Genomic DNA, 15,516 nt, shown 5'->3' with positions numbered 1-15,516 from the left:
TGTCGGATCCGGCGGCGCAGGATCAGCCGGTGAACTCCTCCTGGCTGCGGTGCGCCTGCTCCAGCAGGGTCTGCACACCGGCCAGCTCGGACTCCAGCTTGGCGGCCTTGCTCGCGTTGCCGGCCGCGCGGGCCTTGTCCAGGTCGGCCTGGATCTTCTCGGCCTTGGCCTGGAAGAGGCCGACCATGCCGGCCGCACGGGCCTTGGCCTCCGGGTTCGAGCGCTTCCACTCGCTGTCCTCGGCCTCGCGGATCGCCCGCTCGACCGTGTTCAGCCGGCCGTCCAGCTTCGGACGGGCGTCGCGCGGCACGTGCCCGATGGCCTCCCAGCGCTCGTTGATCTCGCGCAGCGCGGCCTTGGCGGCCTTCAGGTCGGTGATCGGCAGGATCGCCTCGGCCTCGGCCGCCAGCACCTCCTTGAGCTTCTGGTTCTCGACCTGCTCGGCGTCCCGCTCGCTGAACACCGCGGAGCGGGCCTGGAAGAAGACGTCCTGCGCGCCGCGGAACCGCGCCCACAGCTCGTCCTCGATGTCGCGCTGCGCGCGCCCGGCGGCCTTCCAGCGGCCCATCAGGTCGCGGTAGCGGGCCGCCGTGTCACCCCACTCGGTGGAGGAGGAGAGCGCCTCCGCCTCGGTGACCAGCTGCTCCTTGACGGCGCGGGCCTGGTCGCGCTCGGCGTCCAGGGTCGCGAAGTGCGCCTTGCGGTGCTTGGAGAAGACCGAGCGGGCGTGCGAGAAGCGGTGCCACAGCTCGTCGTCGCTCTTGCGGTCCAGCCGGGGCAGGCCCTTCCAGGTGTCCACCAGCGCGCGCAGCCGGTCCCCGGCCTCCCGCCACTGGGTGGACTCGGCGAGCCGCTCGGCCTCCGCGACCAGCGACTCCTTGGCCGTGCGGGTCTCGTCCTGCGCCTTGGCGCGGGCCGCCTTGCGCTCCTCGCGACGGCTCTCGATCTCACCGGCGAGCGTGTCCAGCCGCTTGGCCAGCGCGTCCAGGTCCCCCACCGCGTGCCCCTCGGCGACCTGCGCGCGCAGGTGCTCCAGTGCGGTCTGGGCGTCCTTGGCGGCCAGGTCGGTGGTGCGCACCCGCTTCTCCAGCAGGCCGATCTCCACCTCGATGCCCTGGTACTTGCGCTCGAAGTAGGCGAGGGCCTCCTCGGGCGAGCCGGCCTGCCAGGAACCCACGACGCGTTCGCCGTCGGCCGTCCTGACGTAGACCGTGCCCTGCTCGTCGACACGGCCCCACGGGTCGCTGCTCATAGCGCGTCCTCCACATGACGTCGCGCCCGCGCCGGGGCGCACGCGTACGTCGTCCACAGTTGATGTGCGGCGGACCGATGAGTCCGCCGTCCCGTCCGCCGTGCTGTGCTGCCGAGGGTGACGGCCGGCGGGTCTGGGCACCCTATACAACGCCAACATAGGCGACCAGGCCCGGTGCTGTCCGCATCCGAGCCGGGCGATTTCGCTCCGGGGCCGGTCCCGGCGCCGCCTCACGGCGACGGCGGGCCGGCCCCGGCGATGCTCAACCCTTCGCGGTGGCCACCGCGTTGAGGGTGAAGTCGGCCATCGGGGGGCCGTCCGTCCCGCCGTCCAGGGTGCCCGCGGCGGCGATCTTCTGCAGCACGTCCAGGCCGCCGGTGATCTTGCCGAACGGGGTGTACGCCGGGTCGAGCTTGGTGTCCTTGTAGACCAGGAAGAACTGGCTGCCGTTGGTGCCCGGGCCGGAGTTGGCCATCGCCACGGTGCCGGCCGGGTAGGTCGCGCCGGTGAGGTTCTCGTCGGCGAACTTGTAGCCCGGGCCGCCGGTGCCGCCCTTGACGGTCGCGCTGGCCGTCGGGTCGCCGCACTGCAGCACGAAGATCCCGCCGGTGGTCAGGCGGTGGCACTTGGTGTGGTCGAAGTACTGCTCGGCGGAGAGGAAGGCGAAGGAGTTCACCGTGTGCGGCGCCTTGGCCGCGTCCAGGGCGATGGTCACCTTGCCGCAGTTGGTGTCCAGCGTCGCGGTGTAGGTACCGCCCGCCTCCACCGACATGGCCGGCTCGGCCTGCCACTGCTTGCCGTTCGGCGCGCCCGGGGCGGGGGTGGCGCAGCCCTCGACCGGCTTGCGGGTCGGCGCGGCGGGAGCGTTGGTCGCGGTCGGCGCGGCCTGCGCACCGGACGCGGTGTCCTTCTTGTCGTCCGAGTCGAAGGCGCCCGTCCCCACCAGCGCGCCGCCGCCCGCCAGCACGACCACGGCGAGCGAGGCGCCGAGGATCGTGTTGCGGCGCCTGCGCGCGGCCTGCGCCTCGGCCCGGCGCTCGGCCTGGCGCTCGTACTTCTCGCGGGCGAGCTGCCGCCGCCGCTGTTCGCTGGTGACCACCGGGCCGTGTCTCCTACGTGGGTGTTTGTCGTCCCCTCCGGCCCGATGGCGGGCGAGGAGGGCGGGTACGGATGCTGATGCGGATCATCGCATCCATCGGCGGCCAAGTGTAGGGACCGGCGCCGTAAGAACGGGGTGAACCTGCCAGGGCGAAGTGAACCTGTCATGCGGATCTGGTTCGCAACCGGACCCGGACCGCCGGTAGGCTGCCTTTACATCACATCGTGTAGCCGCATGCTGTAGCCGCCACTGTCGACCGAGTCACCGAGGACGCGCGTGTTCATCGCCGGATTCCCCGCTGGAGCCTGGGGCACCAACTGCTACCTGGTCGCACCGGGGCCCGGCGAGGAGTGTGTCATCGTCGACCCCGGCCACCAGGCCGCCCAGGGCGTCGACGAGCTGATCCGCGAGCACGGGCTGAAGCCCGTCGCGGTCGTGCTCACCCACGGCCACATCGACCACATCGCCTCGGTCGTCCCCGTCTGCGGCGCCAAGGGCGTCCCGGCCTGGATCCACCCCGAGGACCGCTACATGATGGCCGACCCGGAGAAGGCGCTCGGCCGCTCGCTCGGCACCCAGCTGATGGGCGAGCTCACCGTCGGCGAACCCGACGACGTGCGCGAGCTCACCGACGGCAGCGTGCTGGAGCTGGCCGGCCTGAAGCTCACCGTCGACCATGCGCCCGGCCATACCAAGGGGTCGGTGACGTTCAGGACGCCCGGTGCCGGGGACCTCCCCCCGGTGCTCTTCTCGGGCGACCTGCTGTTCGCCGGCTCCATCGGGCGTACGGACCTCCCGGGCGGGGACAGCGAGGCGATCATGCGGTCGCTGGCCCGGGTGTGCCTGCCCCTCGACGACACGACCGTGGTCCTCTCCGGCCACGGCGGACAGACGACCATCGGCCGTGAGCGCGCCACCAACCCCTACCTCAGGCAGGCGGCGGGAGCGCTCGGCGCTCCGGCCTTCCCGCGCCGAGGAATGTGACGGAAGAGAAGTTGAGCACCTTCACCGCCCCCAAGGGCACCTACGACCTGCTGCCGCCGAGCTCGGCGACCTTCCTGGCGATCCGCGAGGCGATCGCCGCGCCCGCCCGCAGGGCCGGCTACGGCTACATCGAGACCCCGGTCTTCGAGGACGTCAAGCTGTTCTCCCGCGGTGTCGGCGAGTCGACCGACATCGTCAGCAAGGAGATGTACAACCTCACCACCAAGGGCGGCGACGAGCTCGCGCTGCGCCCCGAGGGCACCGCCTCGGTGCTGCGCGCCGCGCTCCAGGCCAACCTGCACAAGCAGGGCAACCTGCCGGTCAAGCTCTGGTACTCCGGCTCCTACTACCGCTACGAGCGGGCGCAGAAGGGCCGCTACCGCCAGTTCTCGCAGGTCGGCGCCGAGGCGATCGGCGCCGAGGACCCGGCGCTGGACGCCGAGCTGATCATCCTGGCCGACGACGCCTTCCGCTCGCTGGGCGTGCGCGACTACTCGCTGCTGCTCAACAGCCTCGGCGACAAGCAGTGCCGCCCGGTCTACCGCGCGGCGCTGGTCGAGTTCCTGGCCGGCCTGGACCTGGACGAGGACACCCGCCGCCGGGCCGAGATCAACCCGCTGCGCGTGCTGGACGACAAGCGCGAGTCGGTGCAGGCCCAGCTCGGCGGCGCGCCGATGCTGCGCGACTTCCTCTGCGAGGAGTGCAAGGCCTACGACGAGAAGGTCCGCGAGCTGCTCACCGCCAACGGCGTGGCCTTCACCGACGACCCCAAGCTGGTCCGCGGGCTGGACTACTACACCCGCACCACCTTCGAGTTCGTGCACAACGGCCTCGGCGCGCAGTCCGCGATCGGCGGCGGAGGCCGCTACGACGGGCTCTCCGAGATGATCGGCGGCCCCGCGCTGCCGTCCGTCGGCTGGGCCCTCGGCGTGGACCGCACCTTCCTGGCGATGGAGGCCGAGGGCATCGTCCTCGACCTGCCGTCCGCCACCTCCGTGTACGCCGTCGCGCTGAGCGACGAAGCCAAGAACGTCCTGTTCGCCAAGGTGGTCGAGCTGCGCCGGGCCGGCGTCGCCACCGACCTCGCCTTCGGCGTCAAGGGCATCAAGAACGCCATGAAGTCCGCCGACCGTTCCGGTGCCCGCTTCGCCGTCCTCGCCGGGGAGCGGGATCTCGCCGCCGGTGTCGTCCAGGTCAAGGACCTGACCACGGGCGAGCAGACCCCCGTCGAACTCGAAGCACTCGTCACCACCCTGAAGGAGAAGCAGCTGTGATCCGCACGCACGACGCGGGCACGCTCCGCGCGGAGCAGGCCGGAACGACCGTCACCCTGGCCGGCTGGGTCGCCCGCCGCCGAGACCACGGCGGGGTGGCCTTCATCGACCTGCGCGACGCCTCCGGCACCGTGCAGATCGTGGTCCGCGACCTCGACTCGGTGCACGGCCTGCGCGCCGAGTACTGCGTCAAGGTCGTCGGCGACGTCCGCGTGCGCCCCGAGGGCAACGAGAACCCGGACATCCCGACCGGCGCGGTCGAGGTCGTGGTCAGCGAGATCGAGGTGCTCTCCGAGGCCGCCCCGCTGCCGTTCCCGGTCGCCGAGTACGAGCCCGGCACGGTGAACGAGGAGGTCCGGCTGCGCTACCGCTACCTGGACCTGCGCCGCGAGGGCCCGGCCAAGGGCCTGCGGCTGCGCTCCAAGGTCAACAACATCATCCGCCGGGTGATGGAGGAGAACGACTACCTCGACATCGAGACGCCGTACCTCACCCGCTCCACCCCCGAGGGCGCCCGCGACTTCCTCGTCCCGGTCCGCCTGCAGCCCGGCCACTGGTACGCGCTTCCGCAGTCGCCCCAGCTGTTCAAGCAGCTGCTGATGGTGGCCGGCATGGAGCGCTACTACCAGATCGCCCGCTGCTTCCGCGACGAGGACTTCCGCGCCGACCGGCAGCCGGAGTTCACCCAGCTGGACATCGAGGCCTCGTTCGTCGACCAGGAGGACATCCTGGCCCTCGGCGAGAAGATCATCGGCTCGGTCTGGCGCGAGGTGCACGGCTACGAGATCCCGAACCCGCTGCCCCGGATGACCTACGCGGACGCCATGTCCCGCTACGGCTCCGACAAGCCGGACGTCCGCTTCGGACAGGAGCTCACCGACCTCACCGAGTACTTCAAGGGCACCGAGTTCCGGGTCTTCCAGGCCCCGTACGTCGGCGCCGTGGTGATGCCCGGCGGCGCCTCGCAGCCCCGCAAGGCGCTCGACGCCTGGCAGGACTGGGCCAAGGCGCGCGGCGCCCGCGGCCTCGCCTACGTCGTCATCGACGCCGAGACCGGCGAGCTGCGCGGCCCCGTCGCCAAGAACCTCTCCGAGGAGCACCTGGCCGGCCTGGCCGCCGCGGCCGGCGCCAAGAACGGCGACGCGATCTTCTTCGCGGCCGGCAAGGAGCGCCCCTCGCAGGAGCTGCTCGGCGCCGCCCGTCTGGAGATCGGCCGCCGCTGCGAGCTGATCGACGCGTCCCAGTGGGCCTTCCTCTGGGTCGTCGACTTCCCGATGTTCGAGCCGATCGAGGACGACAAGGGCCAGTTTCAGGGCTGGCACGCGGTGCACCACCCGTTCACCGCCCCGACCGCCGAGTCGCTCGACACCTTCGACACCGACCCGGGCGCGGCGCTCTCCAACGCCTACGACCTGGTCCTCAACGGCTCGGAGCTGGGCGGCGGTTCGATCCGTATCCACCAGCGCGACGTGCAGAAGCGGGCGTTCGACGCGATCGGCCTGTCCGAGGAGGAGGCCGCCTCGCAGTTCGGCTTCCTGCTGGACGCCTTCAACTACGGCCCGCCGCCGCACGGCGGGGTCGCCTTCGGCCTCGACCGGATCGTCACGCTGCTCGGCGGGTACGACACGATCCGGGACGTCATCGCCTTCCCGAAGACGTCCACCGGCGGCGACCCGCTGACCGGCGCCCCCACCCCGATCACCCCCGCGCAGCGCCGCGAGGCCGGCGTGGACGCCCAGCCGAAGGTCCGCGAGGACGCCAAGTCCGAGGCCCAGCCCAAGGACTGACGCCGGATCGGCTAACCTTTCACGGCCCCGGACGGTGCACCTGCCGTCCGGGGCCGGTCCACAACGGTGTGCGACACAGAGAGGGATCCCCCATGAAGGTCACTACCAGAGTCGAGTGTCCCGAGGACGCGCCCGCCACCAGACGGGTCCACATGGCGGCCTTCCCCGGCCCGGACGAGGCGGACCTGGTCGACGCGCTGCGCCGCGACCCGGCCTGGCTGCCCGGCCTGTCGGTGGTCGCGGTGGACGGCTCCGGACTGGTGGTCGGCCACGCCCTGCTCACCCGGCTGCAGGTCGGCGACGGCCAGGGCCTCGCGCTCGCGCCCGTCGCGGTCGCGCCCGAGTGGCAGCGCAAGGGCGTCGGGGAGCTGGTCGTCCGGGCCGCGCTGTCCGCCGCCGAGGAGGCCGGGGAGAAGCTGGTCATCGTCCTCGGCGACCCGGACTACTACGGCCGGTTCGGCTTCCTCCCCGCCCAACGGCACGAGGTCACCGGTCCGTTCGAGGTGCCGGAGGCCTACTTCCAGGCGCTCGTGCTGCCCGCCTACGACGGGGACCCGCGCGGACTCTGCCAGTACCCGGAGCCCTTCGTAACGGTCTAGACCGAGGTCCGGAGCGTCCCCTGGTCCCGCTCGGCCCGACCGGCGCCGAACCCGACCGTGGCCCGGCAGCTGCGCACGAACGCGGCCATCGCCGGCGTCGACTGCCGCTCCTTAGGCCAGTACAGCCCGACCTGGCTCGGGCTCAGCCCCCGAACCGGCCGGTACGCGACATCCTCCCGCGCCGCCAGCCGGCTCATCGTCTCCGGGGCGAAGCCGATGCCCTGGCCGCACACCACCGCGGCCAGCCACTCGTCGGCATTGTGTGCCACCGCGCCGATCCGCGCCGGCCGCCCGCCCCGCTCCCGCGCCGCCAGCCAGTAGTCGCGCCAGTGGCCGGACTCGTGCGGTATCGCCACGAAGGGCTCGTCCAGCAGCTCCTCGAAGTCGATCACCGCGCGGCCGGCCAGCCGGTGCCCGGCCGGCAGCGCCGCGCAGCGCGGCTCCTCCCCGAGCACGGCCACGTTGTACTCCTCCGCCAGCCAGGGCGGGGCGTGCCAGAGCGTCAGGTCGATCTCCCCGGTGGCCAGGCCCGAGGTCGGGTCGAACCAGTTGTTCTGCCGCAGCTCGACCTGCCAGCCGGGCATCCGCCGGGAGAAGTCCACGACCGTCTGGCGGCTCATCATGTTGATGATCCCGCCCTCGAAGCCCACCCGCAGCGTCGAGCCCTGCTCGGCGGCCGCGGCCCGGGCCGCCCGCAGCGCCTCCTCCCACCCCGCCAGCAGCGCGCCGGCGTGCTCGGCCAGTGCCTGCCCGGTGGGGGTCGGCGTCATACCCCGGCGCGAGCGCTCGAACAGCTCGGCCCCGAGCAGCGCCTCCAGCTGGCGGATCTGCTTGGTCAGCGTCGGCTGGGAGACGAACAGCCGCGCTGCCGCGGCCGTCAGCTGACCCTCCTCGCAGACCATGACGAAGCTGCGCAGCAGCCGGGTGTCGACATCCATGCCCCTAGGTTATGGAACGGGATATTGGACCGGTCGGGCAGGTGTGGGCCAAGGTTGATCACTCGGCCCCAGGGCCGGGCGCATCGGGGGAGCGCGGCAGCGGCGGTTCAGGGGGCCGCCGGTGCCGCGCGACGCCCACGACCTGCGCGGGCCGTCCGCAGCGCCTACCGTGAGTGCTCATCAGGACGAGCCGAACGGAGGCGCCCGGGTGGCAGCCAAGGCGAAGCACGAGGATCCGACCGCGTCGGAGCGACTGGCGAGGAAGCCGTACGAGCGGGAGCTGCTGCGGCTCCAGAACGAACTGGTGAAGCTCCAGGAGTGGGTGCGCGCCGAGGGCGCCCGGCTGGTGGTCGTCTTCGAGGGACGCGACGCGGCCGGCAAGGGCGGCGCGATCAAGCGGGCCACCGAGTACCTGAACCCGCGCATCGCCCGGGTCGCGGCCCTGCCCGCCCCCACCGAGCGCCAGCGCACCCAGTGGTACTTCCAGCGGTACGTGGAGCAGCTGCCGGCGGCCGGCGAGATCGTGCTGTTCGACCGCAGCTGGTACAACCGGGCCGGGGTCGAGAAGGTGATGGGCTTCTGCACGCCCGAGGAGTACTGGCAGTTCCTGCACCAGTGCCCGACCTTCGAGCGGATGCTGATCGAGGCGGGAATCCTGCTGCGCAAGTACTGGTTCTCGGTCAGCGACACCGAGCAGGAGCGGCGCTTCCGGGCCCGGCTGGAGGACCCGATGCGGCGCTGGAAGCTCTCGCCGATGGACGTCGAGTCGATCAGCCGCTGGGAGGACTACTCGCGGGCCAAGGACGAGATGTTCGTCCACACCGACACCCCTGACTCGCCGTGGCACGTGGTGGAGAGCGACGACAAGCGCCGGGCCCGGATCAACATGATCGCCCACCTGCTCTCCACCGTCCCGTACCGCGAGGTCCTCCCGCCGGCCGTCGACCTGCCGGCCCGCCCGGAGCCCCGCGGCTACCAGCGGCCGCCGCGCGACCTGCAGACGTACGTGCCGGACCACGCGGCGGGGCTCGGGTAGGCCCTGTCCGGCCGGTCCTGCCGGGCGCGCGACGATCGACCGGACAGGGCCTAGCGGGTCCTCCGAACGGCCCCGCGGCGTTGCCGGGGGCGCCGCCCCGGCGTGCGATGGACGTGCCCGTGCACGCGCGGACGCCCGCCGCGGCGCCCGCCGGAGGTCAGGAGACCCGCCCATGTTCGTCCGTACCGTCTACGCGACCGGTGACCCGGCCAGGCTCGACCAGACCCTCGACGGGCTCCGCGCCGAGGCGGTCGGGCTGCTGTCCGGCCAGCCCGGCTACCGGGGCTACGGCCTGTTCGCCAACCGCGAGCTCGGCATCATCACGATGGGCTCCTGGTGGGAGAGCGCGCAGGCCGAGCGGGACAGCGACGCGCAGCTGCGCGGGCGGCGCGCGGAGCTGCTGGCGCCGTTCGGGGGCACGGTCGCCCAGGACTCCTGGGAGGCCGTGGTCACCGCCCGGCCCGCCCAGGCCGGCCCGGGCGCCTGGTTCCGGATGACCAGGTTCGACGTCGGCCGCGCGCAGGCCGACCGGATCGCCGCCGCCTTCCGCGAGGGGGTGCTGCCCGCGATGCAGCGGGTCGACGGGTTCCTCGGCGGCTCCATGCTGTTCAACGCCGAGGACGAGCGCGGTGCGGTGGGCCTGCTCTTCGCCGACCGGGCCGCCCTGGAGGCCTCCCGCGGCCCGCTCGCGGCGGCCCGGGCCAAGGCCGTGACCGCCGGCGGGGCGACGCTGCGCTCGCTGGAGGAGTTCGAGGTCGTCCTGCTGGACGTGCCGCAGCTGTAGGCCGTGCCGTCCCGGCGGCTCGGCCGGGACGGTCTGTCGGCGCCCTCGCATAGGCTTCCGGTGTGGACGAACCGGACCTCTTCACCGCCGCCGCCGAGGAACGCCAGGCCAAGGAGCCGGGGCGGGCCCCGCTCGCCGTGCGGATGCGCCCGCGCACCCTGGACGAGGTGGCCGGCCAGCGGCAGCTGCTGAAGCCCGGCTCGCCGCTGCGCCGCCTCGTCTCGGGCTCGCGCGGCCCGGCGGCCACCAGTTCGGTGATCCTCTGGGGCCCGCCCGGCACCGGGAAGACCACGCTCGCCCATGTGATCAGCCAGGCCGTCGAGGGCCGCTTCGTCGAGCTGTCCGCGATCACCGCCGGAGTCAAGGAGGTGCGGGCGGTCATCGACGGCGCCCGCCGGGCCGTCGGGATGAGCGGGCGGGAGACGGTGCTCTTCCTGGACGAGATCCACCGCTTCTCCAAGGCCCAGCAGGACTCCCTGCTGCCGGCGGTGGAGAACCGCTGGGTCACCCTGATCGCGGCGACCACCGAGAACCCCTACTTCTCGGTGATCTCCCCGCTGCTGTCGCGCTCGCTGCTGCTCACCCTGGAGTCGCTGACCGACGACGACGTCCGCGCCCTGCTGCGCCGTGCGGTGGCCGACGAGCGCGGCCTGGAGGGTGCGCTGGAGCTGTCCGAGGAGTCCGAGGACCACCTGGTGAGGCTGGCCGGCGGGGACGCCCGGCGGGCGCTGACCACGCTGGAGGCGGCGGCCGGGGCGGCGCTGGAGAAGGGCGAGGCGGTCATCACGCTCGCCACCACCGAGACGGCCGTCAACCAGGCCGCGGTGCGCTACGACAAGGACGGCGACCAGCACTACGACGTGGCCAGTGCGCTGATCAAGTCGATCCGCGGCAGCGACGTGGACGCCACCCTGCACTACCTGGCCCGGATGATCGAGGCGGGGGAGGACCCGAGGTTCATCGCCCGGCGGCTGATGATCTCGGCCAGCGAGGACGTCGGCCTGGCCGACCCGACGGCGCTGCCCACGGCGGTGGCGGCGGCCCAGGCGGTGGCGCTGATCGGCTTCCCCGAGGCGCGGATCATCCTGTCCCAGGCGGCGATCGCGCTGGCGCTGGCGCCCAAGTCCAACGCCGCCTACCTGGCGATCGACGCGGCCCTGGCGGACGTCCGGCAGGGCCTGGCGGGCGCGGTGCCGCCGCACCTGCGGGACGCGCACTACGGCGGCGCGGGCAAGCTCGGCCACGGCCAGGGCTACCAGTACCCGCACGACCTGCCGGAGGGCATCGCCTCGCAGCAGTACGCGCCGGACGCGGTGCACGGCAAGGCGTACTACCGGCCGACCCGGCACGGCGGGGAGGCCCGGTACGCGGACATCGTGGAGTGGACCAGGGGCCGGCTCCGGGGCGAGTGAGCGTCTCCCCGGCCCCGGGCGGGAGCAGGCGGATCGCAGCGTATACTCGTGCGGAGTGCCATGTCCCGGGACGGCGGCAGGGGAGACCCAGCCGACCGGCCACACCAGCGGGACACCGGCCGCGGGCCCCCTCCGGGGGAGCCCTGAGGAGCGTCGCGCACCGTTTCGGTGTCGCGTGCAGCCCACCAACCCAGGTTCGGTGGGCCACTCGTGTGCAAGCACTTCCGTGCCCGGCCTCGGAGAGCGGCTGACCGGTCCACCCATGGGTGGGCGTGGTTATTCTCCGGACCGCGAGGAGCGACCTCCGTCAACACCTGGTGAAGCCGTATTCATAAGCAAGGAAGGTTTGGTTCATGGCGAACCAGAAGCGTCCCAAGGTCAAGATCGCGCGTGCGCTCGGCGTGCCGCTGACCCCGAAGTCCGTCAAGTACTTCGAGGCCCGCCCGTACCCGCCCGGCCAGCACGGCCGTGGTCGCAAGCAGAACTCGGACTACAAGGTCCGTCTGCTCGAGAAGCAGCGTCTGCGCGCCCAGTACGACCTGAGCGAGAAGCAGATGGCGCGCGCGTTCGACCGCGCGAAGAAGGCCGAGGGCAAGACCGGTGAGGCGCTCGTCGCCGAGCTGGAGACCCGTCTGGACTCCCTGGTGCTGCGTTCGGGCATTGCCCGCACCATCTACCAGGCCCGCCAGATGGTCGTCCACGGCCACATCGAGGTCAACGGCGGCAAGGTCAACAAGCCGTCGTACCAGATGAAGCCCGGCTTCGTCGTGACCGTTCGCGAGCGCAGCAAGGAGAAGGTCCCGTTCCAGGTCGCCCGTGAGGGTGGCTACGCGGGCGAGGGCCAGACCCCGAAGTACCTCGAGGTCAACCTGAAGGCCCTGGCCTTCCGCCTGGACCGCGCGCCGCAGCGCAAGGAGGTCCCGGTGATCTGCGACGAGCAGCTCGTCGTCGAGTACTACTCGCGCTGACCCGCGAGCGGTTCACCTGCAGTACCCAGCGAGCCCCCGCCGCCTTTCGAGGCTGCGGGGGCTCGCCCCTTTTTTGCGCGGCGGGGCTATGCGCCCTCACCGGTCATCGCGGCGGCCAGGCGCAGGTGCGGGCGGGCCTCCTCGGCGCGGCCCCGGCGCTCCAGGGTGCGGCCGAGCATCAGCCGCGCGTAGGCCTCGGCCGGGTCGGCGTCCAGGATCCGGCGCAGCTCGGCCTCGGCCCGGGAGAGCTGGGCGGAGTGGTAGTAGCTCCGGGCCAGCAGCAGCCGCACGGAGAGGTTGGCCGGCTCCTCGGCGAGGACGCCCTCCAGCATGCGGGCGGCGTCCGCGTAGGCCTTGGAGTCGAAGTAGAACGTCGCCATGCGGTACTCGTCGGCGGCGCTGTAGGTGGCCACGGTCGCTCCTTTCGGTGGTACTCGCCCCCTCCAGCAATGGACAATCTTCAACTATTCCGTCGGCTGTTCCTGACCGGCGAGGGCTGCGGCGCGGGCGGCGGCGGGCAGGGGCCCGACTGCGGCCCCGGGTCGTCCGGGTGGCCGCCGCCGAGCGCCCGGTAGACCGCCGCGTTGAGGTCGAGGCGGGCGCCGCACTCGAAGAGGTCCGCGAGCTCCTGCTCGGTCAGCCCCGCCCGGGCCCGCTGCTCGCAGTCCCGGTGCGGCCCGTTGAAGGTGCGCGAACCGAAGAAGGGCTTGCCCACCGCCTGCCAGATCCGGTGCGCCGCGCCCTGGAGGACCCTGGCCTCGCGCAGGTCGCCGGGCTCGCCCGGACCGGCGGGCTCGGTCTCCAGCAGCGCGAGCAGGTCGATCGCCAGCACGATCCCCAGCAGGTCGTGGAAGAGGTGGTTGAGCCGGACGCTCTCCCGGGCGCAGGACCGGGCCAGCCGGATGTCGCCGTTCAGCCAGTGCGAGTACGCCAGCGCGTACAGCGCGTACGCGTACGCCCACTGCTCGCCGTGCTCCTCGCACAGCTCGCGGACCTGGCCGAGCCAGAGCGCGCCGCTCTCCTGGTCCCCCTGGAACAGGTAGGCGATGCCCAGTTCGAACATGGCCATCAGGACGTTGCTGTTGAGCTCGCCGATCGTCCGGTAGTGCCAGAGCGCCTCCTCGAAGAGCTCGGCGGCGCGGACCGGGTCGTCGCCGATCAGGGCGGCGCAGCCCTGCCGGTGGACGGCGTAGGCCAGCGCCCGGTCGTCGCCGGTGTCCAGCGCCTGGCGGCGGCACTCCTCCAGGGCGGGGCGGGCCGAGCCGAGGTCGCCCTGCAGGGTGGCCATGTAGCCGGTCACCCAGAGCGCCTTGGCGCGGGCCTCGGTCGGCTCAAGGTCCAGGGCGAGCGCGCGGTCCAGCCAGTGCCGGCCCTCGCCGAGGTGGCCGCAGCCGACCCAGTAGAACCAGAGCGTGCCGGCCAGCAGCAGGGCGAGCTGCTCCTCGCCCGGTTCGGCCAGGCAGAACTCCAGCGCCGCACGGAGGTTGGGGTGGGCGAGTCCGGTGCGCTCGGCGGTCTCGGCCTGCCGGGGGCCGAACCACTCGACCTCGCCCCAGGTGGCGACGCCCAGGTACCAGTCGCGGTGGCGGCGCAGCAGCCGCTGCTCGTCGCCGGCGGCGCGCAGCCAGTGGCCGCCGTACTCGCGCAGGGTGTCCAGCAGGCGGAAGCGGACCCCGAAGGGGCCGTCCTCGCGGAGCACCACCGACTTGTCGACCAGGTCGGCGAGCAGGTCGAGCATCTCGTCCGGCTCGATGCCCTCGCCGGCGCAGACGTACTCGGCGGCCTCCAGGTCGAAGCCGCCGGCGAAGACCGAGAGGCGGGCCCAGAGTAAACGTTCCTGCACCGTGCAGAGCTCGTGACTCCAGCCGATGGTCGTCCGGAGCGTGTGATGTCGTGGCAGGGCCGTCCGGGCACCCCCGGTGAGCAGCCGGAAGCGGTCGTCCAGCCGGGCGGTGATCTGCTCGACCGACAGCGCGCGCAGCCGCCCGGCGGCCAGCTCGACGGCCAGCGGGATGCCGTCCAGGCGGTGGCAGAGCTGGGCGATCCCCTCGGTGGTGGCGGGCGTCAGCTCGAAGGAGGGCAGGACCGCGCGGGCCCGGTCGGCGAACAGCCGGACCGCGTCCGGCGGCGCGCCCGGGCCGACCGGCAGCGGGGCCAGGGTCAGCAGGTGCTCGCCCGCCGAGCGCAGCGCCGAGCGGCTGGTCGCCAGCACCCGCAGGCCCGGCACCGCCCGCAGCAGGGCGTCGGCCAGCTCCGCGCAGGCCGCCACCAGGTGCTCGCAGCCGTCCAGCACGATCAGCAGCCGGTGCCCGGCGAGCCGCTCGGTCAGGATGTCCAGCGGCGGCCGCGCGGTGCCGTCGGTCAGTTGCAGCGCCTCCAGGACGGCGTGGCCGAGCAGCAGCGGATCCTGGACCGGGGAGACCTCGACCAGCCAGGCGCCGTCCGGGAAGGCGCCCGCCGCCCGGGCCGCCGCGCGCAGCGCCAGCCGGCTCTTGCCGACCCCGCCGGGCCCGGTCACCGTCACCAGCCGGGCGCCGACCAGCAGTCCGGCCAGTGCGGCCAGCTCCTCCCGGCGCCCGACGAAGCTGGTGACCTCCGCGGGCAGGCCGCCGGGCGCGGGATCCGGCGGCGGCTGCGTCGTCTCCCGAGGGCGTGCTGTCGAGTCGCCGGCCAACCGCTGCTCCCGTGTCCGTGCCCGAACCGTCGCGGTCCGAACGAGCCGTGGGCCGCGCATCCGCCGACCCGTCTGGCAGAACGAGGTGACCAGCGGGTAGGTTACGCGCGCCGTTCGCACACCCGACCGGTTCGCGGACGGCCCGCCGTCGAACAACCCGGTCCGGAAAGCCGGCCCGGGCGCGATAGGGTTCCGTTTGGAGAACGGCAAGGCGAGGGAGCGCACAAGGTGTCCGTGGGAGAGCTGGCCGGGTTGCTCGTCGCCGTGTTCTGGGCGGTCCTGGTCACCCTGCTCGCCGTCGTCCTGGTACGGCTCTCGCGGGTGCTGAAGGAGGCCACCGTCCTGGTCTCCGCGGTCACCGAGCAGGCCGTGCCGCTGCTGACCGACGCGGGCGCCGCCGTGCGCAGCGCCAACGAGCAGCTGGAGCGGGTCGACGAGATCACCGCCAACGTGCAGGACGCCGCCGCCAACGCCAACGCGCTCTCCTCCACCGTCGCTGCCACCCTGGGCGGGCCGCTGGTCAAGGTCGCGGCCTTCAGCTACGGCGTCCGCAAGGCCGTCGCCAAGCAGAACGGCACCCTTCCGCTGCCCACCCAGCCCGGCGAGCGCGAGGAGCTGGCCCGGCTGATCCGGGCCGAGGTGCGTGCCGCGACCGCGCCCAGGGGCGGCCTGCTGGCCAGGGTCCGGCGCGCGGTGAGGGGCTGACGGC

The 15,516-nt window shown here is 72.9% G+C and carries 14 protein-coding genes; 9 read left to right on the top strand and 5 right to left on the bottom strand.

Annotated features, from left to right (window positions below; translation table 11 throughout):
• Positions 1 to 22: 22 nt before the first annotated feature.
• Together ACIGZJ_RS16160 and ACIGZJ_RS16155 are read right to left on the bottom strand one after the other, a co-directional pair.
• Complete coding sequence (locus tag ACIGZJ_RS16160) at positions 23 to 1,252, bottom strand: DUF349 domain-containing protein (protein ID WP_396457803.1); 1,230 nt, start codon at positions 1,250 to 1,252, stop codon at positions 23 to 25.
• Positions 1,253 to 1,514: 262 nt separating this feature from the next.
• Complete coding sequence (locus tag ACIGZJ_RS16155) at positions 1,515 to 2,351, bottom strand: peptidylprolyl isomerase (protein WP_396457802.1); 837 nt, start codon at positions 2,349 to 2,351, stop codon at positions 1,515 to 1,517.
• A 276-nt stretch (positions 2,352 to 2,627) separates the two neighbouring features.
• Here ACIGZJ_RS16155 and ACIGZJ_RS16150 point away from each other — a divergent pair, with 276 nt between their 5' ends.
• The 4 genes from ACIGZJ_RS16150 (at position 2,628) to ACIGZJ_RS16135 (ending at position 6,995) form a co-directional block, all read left to right on the top strand.
• Positions 2,628 to 3,335 carry an MBL fold metallo-hydrolase gene (locus tag ACIGZJ_RS16150; protein ID WP_396457801.1) on the top strand — a complete coding sequence of 236 codons (708 nt, stop codon included), beginning with the start codon at positions 2,628 to 2,630 and terminating at the stop codon, positions 3,333 to 3,335.
• An 11-nt stretch (positions 3,336 to 3,346) separates the two neighbouring features.
• Positions 3,347 to 4,609 carry a histidine--tRNA ligase gene (gene hisS, locus ACIGZJ_RS16145; protein ID WP_392933878.1) on the top strand — a complete coding sequence of 421 codons (1,263 nt, stop codon included), beginning with the start codon at positions 3,347 to 3,349 and terminating at the stop codon, positions 4,607 to 4,609.
• Entirely contained in the window at positions 4,606 to 6,396 is a 1,791-nt protein-coding gene (aspS, locus tag ACIGZJ_RS16140) for an aspartate--tRNA ligase (RefSeq protein ID WP_396457800.1), read from the top strand. The genes hisS and aspS overlap by 4 nt, the downstream gene beginning before the upstream one ends.
• Positions 6,397 to 6,488: 92 nt before the next feature.
• Positions 6,489 to 6,995: a GNAT family N-acetyltransferase gene (locus tag ACIGZJ_RS16135; RefSeq protein ID WP_396457799.1), complete on the top strand. Its 507-nt coding sequence runs from the start codon at positions 6,489 to 6,491 to the stop codon at positions 6,993 to 6,995.
• Here the strand turns inward: ACIGZJ_RS16135 and ACIGZJ_RS16130 are convergent.
• Entirely contained in the window at positions 6,992 to 7,933 is a 942-nt protein-coding gene (locus ACIGZJ_RS16130; RefSeq protein WP_396457798.1) for a LysR family transcriptional regulator, read from the bottom strand. The two genes, ACIGZJ_RS16135 and ACIGZJ_RS16130, sit on opposite strands and share 4 nt — an antisense overlap.
• 208 nt (positions 7,934 to 8,141) lie before the next feature.
• On the opposite strand from ACIGZJ_RS16130, the gene ppk2 reads away from it, so the two are divergent.
• The 4 genes from ppk2 (at position 8,142) to rpsD (ending at position 12,133) form a co-directional block, all read left to right on the top strand.
• The gene (ppk2, locus tag ACIGZJ_RS16125; RefSeq protein WP_396457797.1) at positions 8,142 to 8,969 is read left to right on the top strand and encodes a polyphosphate kinase 2; all 828 of its coding nucleotides are present in this window, start codon (positions 8,142 to 8,144) and stop codon (positions 8,967 to 8,969) included.
• A 172-nt stretch (positions 8,970 to 9,141) separates the two neighbouring features.
• Complete coding sequence (locus tag ACIGZJ_RS16120) at positions 9,142 to 9,753, top strand: hypothetical protein (protein WP_396457796.1); 612 nt, start codon at positions 9,142 to 9,144, stop codon at positions 9,751 to 9,753.
• 62 nt (positions 9,754 to 9,815) lie between these two features.
• Positions 9,816 to 11,165: a replication-associated recombination protein A gene (locus tag ACIGZJ_RS16115; protein WP_396457795.1), complete on the top strand. Its 1,350-nt coding sequence runs from the start codon at positions 9,816 to 9,818 to the stop codon at positions 11,163 to 11,165.
• Positions 11,166 to 11,518: 353 nt separating this feature from the next.
• Positions 11,519 to 12,133 carry a 30S ribosomal protein S4 gene (gene rpsD, locus ACIGZJ_RS16110; protein WP_063346792.1) on the top strand — a complete coding sequence of 205 codons (615 nt, stop codon included), beginning with the start codon at positions 11,519 to 11,521 and terminating at the stop codon, positions 12,131 to 12,133.
• Between the two features lie 86 nt (positions 12,134 to 12,219).
• Here rpsD and ACIGZJ_RS16105 read toward each other — a convergent pair whose 3' ends face one another.
• Complete coding sequence (locus ACIGZJ_RS16105; protein ID WP_392934670.1) at positions 12,220 to 12,513, bottom strand: tetratricopeptide repeat protein; 294 nt, start codon at positions 12,511 to 12,513, stop codon at positions 12,220 to 12,222.
• Between the two features lie 80 nt (positions 12,514 to 12,593).
• The gene (locus ACIGZJ_RS16100) at positions 12,594 to 14,807 is read right to left on the bottom strand and encodes an ATP-binding protein (protein ID WP_396457794.1); all 2,214 of its coding nucleotides are present in this window, start codon (positions 14,805 to 14,807) and stop codon (positions 12,594 to 12,596) included.
• 228 nt (positions 14,808 to 15,035) lie between these two features.
• Here ACIGZJ_RS16100 and ACIGZJ_RS16095 point away from each other — a divergent pair, with 228 nt between their 5' ends.
• Complete coding sequence (locus ACIGZJ_RS16095; RefSeq protein WP_392933895.1) at positions 15,036 to 15,512, top strand: DUF948 domain-containing protein; 477 nt, start codon at positions 15,036 to 15,038, stop codon at positions 15,510 to 15,512.
• Positions 15,513 to 15,516: the final 4 nt, after the last annotated feature.

The sequence above is a fragment of the Kitasatospora sp. NPDC052868 genome, assembly GCF_044547105.1.
Taxonomy (GTDB): domain Bacteria; phylum Actinomycetota; class Actinomycetes; order Streptomycetales; family Streptomycetaceae; genus Kitasatospora.
This window is presented reverse-complemented; position numbering and strand designations above follow the sequence as displayed.